The sequence below is a fragment of the Kitasatospora sp. NPDC059795 genome (assembly GCF_042732175.1).
Lineage (GTDB): Bacteria > Actinomycetota > Actinomycetes > Streptomycetales > Streptomycetaceae > Kitasatospora.
In genome coordinates this window covers 2,078-14,340 of record NZ_JBHWID010000001.1, presented here as the reverse complement: position 1 = coordinate 14,340, position 12,263 = coordinate 2,078, and the positions used below count along the sequence as shown (strand labels likewise).

General features: G+C 71.2%; 11 protein-coding genes and 7 tRNA genes. 10 read left to right on the top strand and 8 right to left on the bottom strand.

Annotation, left to right across the window (positions count from 1 at the left end):
* Nucleotides 1-4: 4 nt before the first annotated feature.
* Complete coding sequence (locus ACFV4P_RS00105) at nt 5-427, bottom strand: thiol-disulfide oxidoreductase DCC family protein (RefSeq protein WP_380465635.1); 423 nt, start codon at nt 425-427, stop codon at nt 5-7.
* A gap of 190 nt (nt 428-617) precedes the next feature.
* Between ACFV4P_RS00105 and ACFV4P_RS00100 the strand changes: the two genes are divergently transcribed.
* Nucleotides 618-2,261, top strand: a complete 1,644-nt coding sequence (locus tag ACFV4P_RS00100; protein WP_380465633.1) for a hypothetical protein — start codon at nt 618-620, stop codon at nt 2,259-2,261.
* 75 nt (nt 2,262-2,336) lie between these two features.
* On the opposite strand, the gene ACFV4P_RS00095 is transcribed toward ACFV4P_RS00100, so the two are convergent.
* Both ACFV4P_RS00095 and thrS read right to left on the bottom strand, forming a co-directional pair.
* Entirely contained in the window at nt 2,337-2,894 is a 558-nt protein-coding gene (locus ACFV4P_RS00095; protein ID WP_073817038.1) for an HIT domain-containing protein, read from the bottom strand.
* Between the two features lie 82 nt (nt 2,895-2,976).
* Nucleotides 2,977-4,956 (bottom strand): threonine--tRNA ligase, encoded by a 1,980-nt coding sequence (gene thrS, locus ACFV4P_RS00090; protein ID WP_380465631.1) that lies wholly within the window; start codon nt 4,954-4,956, stop codon nt 2,977-2,979.
* A 256-nt stretch (nt 4,957-5,212) separates the two neighbouring features.
* On the opposite strand from thrS, the gene ACFV4P_RS00085 reads away from it, so the two are divergent.
* Nucleotides 5,213-5,986 (top strand): 3'-5' exonuclease, encoded by a 774-nt coding sequence (locus ACFV4P_RS00085; RefSeq protein ID WP_380465629.1) that lies wholly within the window; start codon nt 5,213-5,215, stop codon nt 5,984-5,986.
* Between the two features lie 69 nt (nt 5,987-6,055).
* On the opposite strand, the gene ACFV4P_RS00080 is transcribed toward ACFV4P_RS00085, so the two are convergent.
* A tRNA-Val gene (locus ACFV4P_RS00080) sits at nt 6,056-6,127 on the bottom strand.
* A 212-nt stretch (nt 6,128-6,339) separates the two neighbouring features.
* A tRNA-Val gene (locus ACFV4P_RS00075) sits at nt 6,340-6,411 on the bottom strand.
* A gap of 398 nt (nt 6,412-6,809) precedes the next feature.
* On the opposite strand from ACFV4P_RS00075, the gene ACFV4P_RS00070 reads away from it, so the two are divergent.
* From ACFV4P_RS00070 to ACFV4P_RS00060, 3 genes are all read left to right on the top strand, one after another.
* The gene (locus tag ACFV4P_RS00070) at nt 6,810-7,223 is read left to right on the top strand and encodes an SsgA family sporulation/cell division regulator (RefSeq protein ID WP_030056266.1); all 414 of its coding nucleotides are present in this window, start codon (nt 6,810-6,812) and stop codon (nt 7,221-7,223) included.
* Between the two features lie 279 nt (nt 7,224-7,502).
* Nucleotides 7,503-8,084, top strand: coding sequence for a CGNR zinc finger domain-containing protein (locus ACFV4P_RS00065; RefSeq protein ID WP_380465627.1), 582 nt, complete (start codon nt 7,503-7,505; stop codon nt 8,082-8,084).
* A 53-nt stretch (nt 8,085-8,137) separates the two neighbouring features.
* Nucleotides 8,138-8,626, top strand: a complete 489-nt coding sequence (locus ACFV4P_RS00060; protein WP_380465625.1) for a DsbA family protein — start codon at nt 8,138-8,140, stop codon at nt 8,624-8,626.
* A 70-nt stretch (nt 8,627-8,696) separates the two neighbouring features.
* Here ACFV4P_RS00060 and ACFV4P_RS00055 read toward each other — a convergent pair whose 3' ends face one another.
* The 3 genes from ACFV4P_RS00055 to ACFV4P_RS00045 are packed head-to-tail and all read right to left on the bottom strand — an operon-like array spanning nt 8,697 to nt 11,434.
* Nucleotides 8,697-9,539 (bottom strand): GNAT family N-acetyltransferase, encoded by an 843-nt coding sequence (locus tag ACFV4P_RS00055; RefSeq protein WP_380465624.1) that lies wholly within the window; start codon nt 9,537-9,539, stop codon nt 8,697-8,699.
* A gap of 30 nt (nt 9,540-9,569) precedes the next feature.
* Nucleotides 9,570-10,397 carry an aminotransferase class IV gene (locus tag ACFV4P_RS00050; protein ID WP_380465622.1) on the bottom strand — a complete coding sequence of 276 codons (828 nt, stop codon included), beginning with the start codon at nt 10,395-10,397 and terminating at the stop codon, nt 9,570-9,572.
* A 20-nt stretch (nt 10,398-10,417) separates the two neighbouring features.
* Nucleotides 10,418-11,434 carry a chorismate-binding protein gene (locus ACFV4P_RS00045; RefSeq protein ID WP_380467091.1) on the bottom strand — a complete coding sequence of 339 codons (1,017 nt, stop codon included), beginning with the start codon at nt 11,432-11,434 and terminating at the stop codon, nt 10,418-10,420.
* Between the two features lie 303 nt (nt 11,435-11,737).
* On the opposite strand from ACFV4P_RS00045, the gene ACFV4P_RS00040 reads away from it, so the two are divergent.
* The 5 genes from ACFV4P_RS00040 (at nt 11,738) to ACFV4P_RS00020 (ending at nt 12,244) form a co-directional block, all read left to right on the top strand.
* Nucleotides 11,738-11,810, top strand: a tRNA-Gly gene (locus ACFV4P_RS00040).
* Nucleotides 11,811-11,849: 39 nt separating this feature from the next.
* Nucleotides 11,850-11,923 (top strand) — tRNA-Cys (locus ACFV4P_RS00035).
* A 35-nt stretch (nt 11,924-11,958) separates the two neighbouring features.
* Nucleotides 11,959-12,030: transfer RNA gene (locus ACFV4P_RS00030), tRNA-Val, on the top strand.
* Nucleotides 12,031-12,063: 33 nt separating this feature from the next.
* A tRNA-Val gene (locus ACFV4P_RS00025) sits at nt 12,064-12,135 on the top strand.
* A gap of 37 nt (nt 12,136-12,172) precedes the next feature.
* Nucleotides 12,173-12,244: transfer RNA gene (locus tag ACFV4P_RS00020), tRNA-Val, on the top strand.
* Nucleotides 12,245-12,263 lie beyond the last annotated feature (19 nt).

Genomic DNA, 12,263 nt, shown 5'->3' with positions numbered 1-12,263 from the left:
GACCTCACGAACGGCGCGGCAGCGCACACGCCTTGGTGCCCCCGGGCATCTGGTGCCGGTGCCGCGCCACCCACCGGTACGCGACGCCCGCGAGCGGCCGCACCGGCGCCAGCGCCAACAGGCCGCCCGCCCACGCCCACAGCCCGCCCGAGCGCATCAACAGCCGCGCCACGGCCTGCGCGCCGCCGTACACCGTGCGGTCCGGCGTGATCCACAGCACCTCGCGGGTCGCCCGCTCCTCCGTGGCCCGACCTCCCGTGAACTCCTCCAGCGCCGCCATGTCCGCGAACTGGAAGGCCACCGCCTCCCACCCCGCCGAGGACAGACTCTGCCGCGGGTAGCGCTCCGCCCACCGCACACAGCTCGAACAGAACGCGCAGTCACCGTCGAAAACCAGCACCGGGCCCGGTGCGAAGCCACTCGTCATGCCGCGATCCTCCACCCCCTTCACGCCGGCGGGCAAACCCGGGTGCGTCGAAGTCCCCACGACGGGGCAACATGTCCCCGAAACCGCCGCGCACGGCCGAGATGTGACCAAGGATCAGCTGTTGATCCGCACGGGCGGGCCGCCGCACGGTACCCTGCGGCAGACCATCAGGGGAGGAGGAGCTGCTCAGGTGACTCAGCTCGACATGACGCCGGGCGCACAGGTACCACGGACTGACGTCAGTCATCAGACCGCGGTCACCCAGGCGTTCTCCTCTGCGGCTTACCGCACCGGCGACTACAACGAACTGGAAGCGCTCGCCGGAGTGAGCGTCAAGAAGGGCAAGTTCGCGCTGTTCCGGCCCAGCGCCGGCGAGGCGTTCAGCCGTGCCCTGATCGACCGCACCCTCGGCGGCGGCCGCAAGCCCATCGTGCCCTCGCACGGCACCGACGTCCGCATGATCGTCGAACACTGCCTCGCCGCCCAGGACCTGCGCGAGGCCCGGGACCGCCGGCTCTCCACCCTCAGCGTGGTCTGCGGCCTGCTCTTCCTGCCCGGCACGCTGGTCTGGCTCGCCGCGTACCAGGCCCGCGCCTGGCTCGGCACCAAGAAGTCCGCCGCCAAGGACGGCCTGATCGGCACCCTGGCGCTGCTCGCCGCCGCCGCGCTCACCCTGTTCCTGGCCGTCCGCCCGCCGGTCCACGGCCTGCTCGGCCTGTACTGCCGGGTGGTGATGATCGGCCCCGTCGTCGGCTGGTACCTCGCCCGGCGCACCGTCATCACCTCCGTCATGCAGCAGCGCGCCCGCTGGGGAGACCTGGTCGGCGGCAGCGCCGTCGCCGCGGTCGTCCCCAAGGCCGTCCCCAAGGACGACCTCGACAAGAAGGCCAACGACCTCAAGGCCGGCCTCGACCGCCTCACCCGCGAGCAGAACACCAACGTCCAGCACTACGCCGGCCCCAAGGGCATCCTCGGCATCGGCGCCCGCTGGGCCGAGTGGTCGCTGCGCGAGGACCTCCGCCCCGCCGAGGGCCACCCCGACTTCCGCAGCTTCCACGTCTGGGACCTCGCCCGCCGGATCGCGGACCGCCTCGGCGCCCTCAGCGGCTCCGAGGTCCCCAACGGCGGTCTGCCCAAGCCGCAGATCAACCACTGGGTGGTGCTCGACACCGGCGAGGGCGCCGACGAGATCGGCCGCCCCTCCGGCGCCGAGATGGACGGCGACCGGATGCGCGACTTCGCCGTCGCCGAACTCGCCAACAAGCAGAGCGTCGGCACCGACACCCGGCACCGAATCGCCGTCCAATTCGTCCTGCACAAGGGCCAGTTGGTCACCACCGTGGTGGTCAGCATCATGGTCCTCTCGCACAGCCTGCAGGTCACCGCGACGGCGCACGCGCTCGGCCCGATCGCCGGCTACTTCGGCTCCAAGCCCAAGAACCCCGAGAAGGACGTCGCCAAGACCCTCCGGTTCTGGGAGACCCGCTCCGTCCCGCTCCCGATCGTCACCGACGACGAGATCGTCCGGCAGGCCGTCCGCGCCCCGCTCCACAAGATCCCCAGCCTGCAGAAGTGGCTCGGCGGCTCCATCGGCCTCCCCGAACCGCTCTGCCTGCGCCAGGCCTGGGCCGACCCCGCCTGGAACAGCCGCTTCAAGTCCGACGACGTGCTGTACATCCCCACCCCCGTGGTCGGCCTGATCCACGCCGCCGTGGTCGAGTTCCTCGACGAGCACGACGTCGCCACCGACCGGATCGCCGGCCGCTCCAACTCGATCCGCGCCGAGATGCAGGGCGCCCGCCCGTTCCGCGCCGACAAGTACGACGCCGGCTGATCCCCCGTTCCACAGACGGCAGGGGCCGTGCGGGAGTTGCTCCCGCACGGCCCCTGCCGTTTGTCCGTCACCGCATCAAACCGGCCACACCTCGGCCAGCACCTTCCGGGTGTCCGCCAGCAGCTGCGGCAGCACCTTGGTGTGCCCCACCACCGGCATGAAGTTGGTGTCCCCGCCCCAGCGCGGCACCACGTGCTGGTGCAGGTGCGCCGCGATCCCGGCGCCCGCCGCCGCGCCCTGGTTCATCCCGATGTTGAACCCGTGCGCGCCCGACGCCGCCCGCAGCGCCGTCATCGCCTTCTTGGTGAACTCCCCCAGCTCCGCCGTCTCCGGCCCGTCCAGCTCGGTGTAGTCCGCGACGTGCCGGTACGGCACCACCATCAAGTGCCCGCCGTTGTACGGGTACAGGTTCAGCACCGCGAACACCGACTCGCCGCGCTGCACGATCAGCCCGTCCTCGTCGCTCAGCTTCGGGATCGAACAGAACGGACAACCGTCGTCCGGAGCCGGGCCGGTGGGCTTGTTCTCGCCCTGGATGTACGCCATCCGATGAGGTGTCCACAGGCGACGGAAGCCGTCCGGCTCCCCCACGCCCCGCTGCAGTTCCGGCTCACTCGTCATGCTCGCCAGCATAAGCGTCACAGCTCGTGAACCAAGCAGTGCGGGGCAGACTCCCGAAGGAGACTGCCCCGCACTCACATCCGACGACCGGGCGTCAGACCTGCACCCGGCTGCGCACCGCCTCGACGATCTCCGCGATCGCCTGGTCACGCGGCACGCCGTTCTTCTGCTCGCCGTTGCGGTAGCGGAACGACACCGCGCCGGCCTCGACGTCGTCGTTGCCCGCGATCAGCATGTACGGCACGCGCGACTTCTGGGCGTTGCGGATCTTCTTCTGCATCCGGTCGTCCGAGGTGTCGACGTCCACCCGGATCCCGTGCTTCTTCAACTCGGCCGCCACGTCCAGCAGGTACGGCACGTGCTCGTCGGTGATCGGGATGCCGGTCACGGTGACCGGGGCCAGCCACGGCGGCATGGCGCCCGCGTAGTGCTCCAGCAGCACCGCGAAGAAGCGCTCGATCGAGCCGAACAGCGCGCGGTGGATCATCACCGGCCGCTGCCGCGAGCCGTCCGCCGAGGTGTACTCGAGCTCGAAACGCTCCGGCAGGTTGAAGTCCAACTGGATGGTCGACATCTGCCAGGTACGGCCGATCGCGTCCCGCGCCTGCACGGAGATCTTCGGACCGTAGAAGGCCGCGCCACCCGGGTCCGGCACCAGCGGCAGACCCTGCTTCTCGGCCACGGCGGCCAGCACCGCGGTCGCTTCCTCCCACGCGTCGTCGCTGCCGACGAACTTCTCCGGGTCCTTGGTGGACAGCTCCAGGTAGAAGTCGTTCAGACCGTAGTCGCGCAGCAGGTCCAGCACGAAGGTCAGCGTGCGGTCCAGCTCGTCGGCCATCTGCTCGCGGGTGCAGTAGATGTGCGCGTCGTCCTGCGTGAAGCCGCGGGCGCGGGTCAGGCCGTGCACCACGCCGGACTTCTCGTACCGGTACACGGTGCCGAACTCGAACAGGCGCAGCGGCAGTTCACGGTACGAGCGGCCGCGCGCGTCGAAGATCAGGTTGTGCATCGGGCAGTTCATGGGCTTGAGGTAGTAGTCCGTGCCCTCGTCGAGCTGCATGGGGGGGTACATGCCGTCGGCGTACCAGTCGAGGTGGCCGCTGGTCTCGAACAGCTTCCCCTTGGTGGCGTGCGGGGTGTAGACGAACTCGTAGCCCTCTTCCTCGTGCCGCTTGCGCGAGTAGTCCTCCATGGTGCGGCGGATGATGCCGCCCTTGGGGTGGAAGACGGCGAGGCCGGAGCCGATCTGCTCGGGGACGGAGAACAGGTCGAGTTCGGTGCCGAGCTTGCGGTGGTCGCGCTTGGCGGCCTCCACCAGGAAGTCGAGGTGGGCCTTCAGCTCTTCCTTGGTGGGCCACGCGGTGCCGTAGAGGCGCTGCAGCATGGGGTTGCGCTCGCTGCCGCGCCAGTACGCGGCGGCGGAGCGCATCAGCTTGAACGCCGGGATGTGCCGGGTGCTGGGCAGGTGCGGGCCGCGGCAGAGGTCGCCCCAGCAGACCTCGCCGGTCTTCGGGTCGACGTTGTCGTAGATGGTGAGTTCGCCGGCGCCGACCTCGACGTCGGCGCCCTCGCCGGCGGTGGCGGCGGAGCCCTTGAGGCCGATCAGCTCCAGCTTGTAGGGCTCCTTGGCGAGCTCCTCGCGGGCGGCCTCGTCGGTGACCACGCGGCGGGAGAACTTCTGCCCCCGCTTGATGATCTCCTGCATGCGCTTCTCGATGGTCTTGAGGTCGTCCGGGTGGAACGGCTTCTCGACGTCGAAGTCGTAGTAGAAGCCGTCGCGGACGGGCGGGCCGATGCCGAGCTTGGCCTCCGGGAAGACCTGCTGGACGGCCTGGGCCATCACGTGCGCGGTGGAGTGGCGCAGGATGTCGAGGCCGTCGGGGCTGGAGATCTCGACGGGCTCGACCTCGTCGCCGTCCTGGACGGCGTAGGCGAGGTCCTTGAGCTGGCCGCCGACGCGGGCGGCGATCACGGCGCGGTCGTCGGCGAAGAGCTCGGCGGCCGTAGTGCCCGTGGTCACCACGCGCTCTTCCCGATCGGGTTCGCGGTTGATGATGATCCGGACGTCCGTCACCGGTCTCTCCTGACGTTCTGGCTATGGGGTGCAGCACGACCGCTGCGTTGTGCATGGTACCGAGCCGGGCCAGGTCCCTGTCGCCAAGGCCCGTGGCGGCCCCGGTGATCGTCCGGTCACTTTCTGCCACAAAAGGTCGCCGGTCGGGATTGACCGTGCGTCAACTGCGGTATCACTTGGGCACGGTGCGGCGCTCCACCGGTCCTCGGTGGGAGCGCCGTCCGGCAAGGGTTCGCGCGGCGTCCGAGGAGGCGTCATGCAACAGCTCCGTTCCTGGTTCCACGGTCCGCTGGCGTCCTTCGACACCGAGACCACGGGTGTGGACGTCGAGCAGGACAGGATCGTCTCGGCCGCCCTGGTGGTGCAGTCCGCCCCGGGCGGGGCGGCGGCCGTCCGCAACTGGCTGGCAAACCCCGGCGTGCCCATTCCGGAGCAGGCCCGGGCGGTGCACGGCATTTCCGACGACCGGGTGCGCGCGCACGGCCGTCCGCCGCGCACGGTGGCGGTGGAGGTGGCGCTCGCGCTGGCCGAGCAGTCCCGCGCGGGGGTGCCGCTGGTGGTGATGAACGCCCCCTACGACCTGACGCTGCTGGACCGGGAGTTGCGCCGGCACGGGGCGGGTTCGCTGACGGAGGTGCTGGGCGGCGCGGAGCTGCTGGTGCTGGACCCGCGGGTGCTGGACAAGCAGATGGACCGCTACCGCAAGGGCCGGCGCACCCTGACCGACCTGTGCGGGCACTACGGGGTCTCGCTGGTGGGCGCGCACGACGCGGCGGCGGACGCGCTGGCGGCACTGGAGTTGGTGCGGGCGGTGGCGTCGCAGCACCCGGAGCGCCTCGGCGGGCTGTCCCCGGCGGAGCTGCACCTGCGGCAGGCGATCTGGCACGCGGCGCAGGCGCGCGGCCTGGAGCGCTGGTTCGAACGGGCGGGCACCCCGGAGCGGGTGGACACGGCGTGGCCGCTGCGGCCGGCCCGCTGCCGGTGCGGCGAACGCCTGGAGCCGGGCCACGCCTGCGAGTTGGCGGCCTGACGATCCGCCGGGAGCAGACAACGAGGAAGGCCCCGACCTGATGGTCGGGGCCTTCCTCGTTGTGCTCGGTGGGCGATACTGGGATCGAACCAGTGACCCCTTCGGTGTGAACGAAGTGCTCTCCCGCTGAGCTAATCGCCCGGGCAACGAGATGAACAGTAGCACCACTTGGGCCCGGGCATCCAATCCGTTCCCCGACGGCCCCCCAGATCCCGCGCCGGGCACGCCCGTTGAATAGCTCCCGTGCGGGGCAGGCCCGTTGAATGTCCGTCAGAACTCGCACCGGGAACGCGGAAAAGGCGTAGGGCTCCGACCTGATAAACAAGTCGGAGCCCTACGCCTTTGCATTCCGGTGGGCGATACTGGGATCGAACCAGTGACCCCTTCGGTGTGAACGAAGTGCTCTCCCGCTGAGCTAATCGCCCGGGTGCAGAAAGAACATTACCCCATCTGCGCGGGTGCTCCGACCACTCCCGCCCGTCGCCGACCCGGCCCGCACCCCGGTCGGGCCGACGGTCCCGACCTGCGGCGGTCGGACGGGACGGCCGGAGAGGTCGCGGACGGGACGGGCCTGCGGGCGGCAGCTTCGTGCGTTCCTCCAGTCGCCCGGCCGCCGGTCCGGTGCGACCGCCGGTAATCCCTGCGACCGCCGGGCCGACCGGCGGACGGACGGGCCGTTCGGGGGATTCCGCAATGCGCCGGAAGGGGTACGACTCGCACCGGAATCGGGACAGACGGGTTTACACCGGGCTTTCAGGTGGGATGGTCCGTTCGCCGACGTGCGATTCCCCGAGCGCACACTGAGCGAAAGGCCCTGGCGCTTATGAACACCACGGTCAGCTGCGAGCTGCACCTGCGCCTCATCGTGTCCAGCGAGTCCTCACTGCCCGTCCCCGCGGGCCTGCGCTACGACACTGCCGACCCCTATGCCGTGCATGCGACGTTCCACACCGGAGCAGACGAGACCGTGGAGTGGGTGTTCGCCCGCGACCTCCTCGCGGAGGGGCTGCACCGACCGACCGGTACCGGCGACGTCCGGGTGTGGCCGTCCCGCAGCCACGGACAAGGCGTGGTTTGCATCGCCCTGAGCTCTCCGGAAGGAGAGGCACTGCTGGAGGCCCCGGCCCGGGCGCTTGAGTCCTTTCTCAAGCGGACGGACGCCGCGGTTCCGCCCGGCACCGAACACCGTCACTTCGACCTCGACCGGGAGCTGTCGCACATCCTCGCCGAAAGCTGAACCCGAACGAGTCACAGCCCGCCGTCGCGCGGCGGCGGGATCGCCTCGATGCGCACCGTCCTACTCGGGGGCACGGTCGCAGTTCAGTGCCGCCCGCGGCGGCCTCGGGGCCCGGCCCCGGGCGTCCCCTTCCAGTGGAGGGAACGCCCGGGGTCAAGGCCTGCCCGGGCGGCCTCCGCGTCGCGTCCGGGCCCGGACGACGGTCCGGGCCGGTAGAGTCGGGCCCCGCGTTGACCGACGCGGCGGTCCTCGGACCGCCGCCGCGTGAGGAGTCCCCACGTGCTGATCACCCATGACACCGAGTGCGCACTGAGCATTCTGGTGGAGCTGCTGAACACCGCGCCGGAGGCCTGCGGCAGCGAGCAGTTGCCCGATGTGACGGCACTGGGCGCCTTCGTGGTCGGGCAGGAGATCAGTGAGATCGACTCGCTCGGTCCGGCCGACCTGGCCGCCGTGCACGAGTTGCGCGACCGGCTGCGCGAGGTGTTCTCGGCCGAGACCGTCGAGCAGGCCGCGGAGCTGGTCAACGCGCTGGTCGCCGAGGCCGGCACCACGCCGCGGCTGACCAACCACGACCACCACGGCTGGCACATCCACTACTTCGCGCCGCACGCCGCGATCGGCCGACACCTGGCCGCCGAGCTCGGGATGGCGCTGGCGTTCATCGTGATGGCCGGCGAGCTGGAGCGGCTGCGCCGCTGCGAGGCGCCGGACTGCGCCCGGGTCTTCGTCGACCTGTCCCGCAACCGTTCCCGCCGCTACTGCGACAGCCGCACCTGCGGCAACCGGCTGCACGTGGCCGCGTACCGGGCCCGGCAGCGCTCGGCGGAGGCCGGGGCGGTGGCGGCGGCCGGGCGCTGAGCGCGGCGCACGGCCCGGTCGGGCCCAGGCGGCGGACCTGGGAGACTTGGGGCATGAGCGATTCCCCCCTGCCCCGCGTCGAGTTCTGGTGCGACCTGCTGTGCCCCGACTGCCGTACCGCGCTGGCGGACGTGCGCACGCTGCGCGCCCGCTACGGTGCCGCGCTGACCGTCGAGCTGCGGCACTTCCCGCTGGAGAAGCACAAGTTCGCGTACCCGGCGGCGGAGGCGGCCTCCGAGGCGTTCGAGCAGGGGCGCGGCTGGGAGTTCGTCGAGGCGCTGCTGGCCCGGCTGGAGGACGTGGAGCGCGACGGGGCGAAGGCGCTGGTGGAGATCGCCGGGGCGGCCGGGCTGGACGCGGACGAGGTCGACACGGCGCTGATCGACGGCCGGCACATGCTGCTGGTGGACTCGGACGTGGCCGAGGGCCGGGCGATCGGCGTCACGGGCACGCCGACGTACGTGGTGGCCGGCAAGCGGCTGGACGGCGGGCAGTCCCAGGACGGGCTGCTGGAGCGCATCGTCGAGCTGCTGGGCGGCTGACCGCCCCGGCGTCGGTGACGGCGGGGCGGTCGGGTCGTTCGGGGCGGTCCGGCCGTTCGGGCCGTTCGGGTCAGAGCAGTGGCTTGCTGAGCCTGCGCAGGGTGACCCGGTAGCCGAGCGACTCGTAGAGGGCGATCGCCACGTCGTTGTCGGAGAACACGTTGAGGCCGAGGTCGTGGACGCCGGCGGTGAGGCACTCCCGTTCGGCGACCCGCATCAGGGTGCGGCCGTGGCCTCGGCCGCGCTGGTCGGGGGCGACCTCGACCAGCATCACCCAGGCCAGCGGGCGGCCGTCCGGCAGGCGGTCCTGGCGGAGGGCGACCCAGACGCAGCCGAGGACGTTTCCGTCGGCGTCGACGAGTCGGCGCAGCGCGGTGTCGGGGGTGTCGGGGCCGGCGGGCAGGGCGCGTCGGTGGTCGTTCTCGGACTTCGCGGTGGCCTCGTCGGGGCCGAGGCCGGAGTCGATCAGCTCCTGCCGGTAGTTGGCGACCGCCTCCCGCTCCCAGTGCGGGTACTCGTCGGGGCCGATCCGGCGGTCCGTCAACTCCGGTGGCAGTTGCGGGAGTTCGGTGAGCGGCTTGGCCATGTTGCGCATCCGCTCGGTGTAGCCGAGGGCGTGGGCGAGGCGCAGGCCGGCTTCCGCCTCGGCCGGGACCGTGACGTCGACCCGGGTGCATCCCCAGGAGCGCAGCACCTCCTCGGCGGCGAGCGCGGCGACGGTTCCCCGGCCGCGGCGCCGTCCTTCGCTGACTTCGAGCTCGCTGATCTCGCCCGGGCAGAAGCCGTCCCTGGGCCATGCGGTCGTTCGCAGGCCGCCCACCGGGTGTCCGTTCACCATGATGTGCCAGCGCCGCGTCCGCCCGTCGTTGGCCGCGGCCTCCTCGGCCCCGTCCGGCCGCAACGTGGTTGTCATATCGGCCCCCTTCCCGCTCGCTGTCCGGTTCTACCGCTCTTCGACGGGGTCGTTGTCCTGGGCGGCGTGCTCGGCGAAGATCTCCATCGCCTTGCGGGTGACCGGGCCGATGCCGGGGAGGGTGCGGGCGTCGACGCGGGTGACGGCCTGGACGTCGCGGAGGGTGGAGGTCAGGAAGACCTCCTCGGCATCGGCGAGGGCTTCGAGGGGGACGTCGGTCTCCTCGGCGCCCGTCCAGTCGACGACGAGTTGCCGGGTGATGCCGGCCAGGCAGCCGGAGGCGAGGGTGGGGGTGATCAGGCGGCCGTCGAGGACCAGGAAGACGTTGGAGCCGGTGCCTTCGCAGAGCCGGCCGGCGGTGTTGGCGAAGAGGGCTTCGCCGGCGTCCGCACGGTGGGCGGCGGCGAGGGCGACGACGTTCTCGGCGTAGGAGGTGGTCTTCAGGCCGGTGACGGCGGAGTGTTCGTTGCGGCGCCAGGGGACGGTGACGACGGCGGTGGTGTCGGGGCGGCGCTCGGCGGTGCCGAGGGCGACCACCAGGGTGGGGGCGCTGTCGCCGCGTTCGGAGCCGAGCGGGGCGCGGCCGCCGGTGAAGGTGATGCGCAGGCGGCCGAGCGGCATGGGCTTGGCGGCGAGCACGGCGGCGCAGGCTTCGCGGACCAGGTCGTGGTCGGGGTCGGGGAGGCCGAGGCCGCGGGCGGAGCGGGTGAGGCGGTCGAGGTGGCGGGTGAGGGCGAAGAGTTCGCCGTGCTCGGCCTTGACGGTTTCGAACACGCCGTCGCCGACGGTGAGTCCGTGGTCGAGGACGGAGAGTGCGGCGTCGTCCTCGGCGGTGAGGGTTCCGTTGACCCAGATCATCGGCGCTGTGCTCCTTGCGGTCAGGCGGGGGTGCCCGTGGAGGCTATCGCCACCAGCCTGGCGGCCTTGAGCTCGGTTTCCCGCCATTCGCCGTCCGGGTCGGAGCCCCAGGTGATTCCGGCGCCGGCGCCGAATTTGAGGACGGGCCGGCCGGTGTCCCGTTCGATCCAGAACGAGCGGATGCCGACGGCGAGTTCGGCCTCGCCGCGGTCGGCGTCGACCCAGCCGATGGCGCCGCAGTAGGGGCCGCGGGGGGCGGTCTCCAGTTCGCGGATGATGCGCAGTGCGCTGCTCTTGGGGGCGCCGGTGACGGAGCCGGGCGGGAAGGTGGCGTCGAACAGCTGCGGCCAGCCGACGTCGGCGTGCAGGCGTCCTTCGACGGTGGAGACGAGGTGGACCAGGCCGGGGTGCTTCTCGACGGCGCACAGGTCGGGGACGGTGACGGTGCCGGTGTCGCAGACCTGGCCGAGGTCGTTGCGGACCAGGTCGACGATCATCACGTTCTCGGCGTAGTCCTTTTCGAGCAGGTCGTGCTCGGTGCGGCCGGTGCCCTTGATCGGGCCGGAGCGGACGGTGCGGCCGTGGCGGCTCAGGTACAGCTCGGGCGAGGCGGTGGCGATTTCGACGCCGTGCTCGGGGAGCCGAATCGTTCCTGCGTACGGCGCGGGGTTGTGGGCGGCGAGCAGTCCGGTGAGGGCGTCGACGTCGGTGCGTTCGGGGTCGGGCAGCGGTGCGCTCAACACCCGGCAGAGGTTGGCCTGGTAGACCTCGCCGGCGGCGATGTACTCGCGGATGCGGCGCACTCCGGCGCGGTAGGCGTCCGCGTCGAGGGAGCTGTGCCAGCTGTCCTGGTCCGGGCCGCGCCAGTTGTGGGTGGCGGGCGGCGCGGGGTCGGGGCGGACGTCGTCGAACCGGGCGCAGGTGAGGCGGCCTTCGAAGTCGAGGGCGACGGCCCAGAATCCGCCGCGGTCGAGCGCGGCGGGGTCGTGGGCGACTTCGCGCAGTCCGGTGGCGAGCCGGCCGGCGAAGCGGGCCATCGGCTGGTGGGGGCTGAGCGGTGCGGTGCGGCCGGACACGGGTTCTCCTGCGCGGATTGCGGTGCTGCCCGTTGCGCCCGCGCGAGCGCGGGCGTGGGCGCCGGGGGTTCGCCCCGGTACCGAAAAGTCTAGGTCGGAGGCCTGCGGGAACGGTCCGCGCGGACCGGGCGGTTGGGCATCCGGCGGCCATCCCCGCGCCACGCTGCGGGAACGGATTTTTCAGCTGGGCCCGGAATCCGCTAGAGTTCAACACGTCGCCAGGGAGCGCGGCCGGAAAAACCGGAAGAGCTTCCAGGAAGACAGGCGGACGTGGCTCAGTTGGTAGAGCATCACCTTGCCAAGGTGAGGGTCGCGAGTTCGAATCTCGTCGTCCGCTCGATGGAGAACAGGTAGGATCGTTCTTCAGATGTTGCCTGGTGGAGTGGCCGAGAGGCGAGGCAACGGCCTGCAAAGCCGTGTACACGGGTTCAAATCCCGTCTCCACCTCCAAGAGGCGCCTCCGGTTTCGACCGGAGGCCCTCCCCGCGCGATTAGCTCAGCGGGAGAGCACTACCTTGACACGGTAGGGGTCACTGGTTCAATCCCAGTATCGCGCACTGGTCTTCGGATCTCGGTCTACGGATCGTCCTGCGCGATTAGCTCAGCGGGAGAGCACTACCTTGACACGGTAGGGGTCACTGGTTCAATCCCAGTATCGCGCACACAGGCAGGGCCTCTTCGAGCCCCTGGCACACCCCCGCGCGATTAGCTCAGCGGGAGAGCACTACCTTGACACGGTAGGGGTCACTGGTTCAATCCCAGTATCGCGCACTGGTCTTCGGATCTCGGT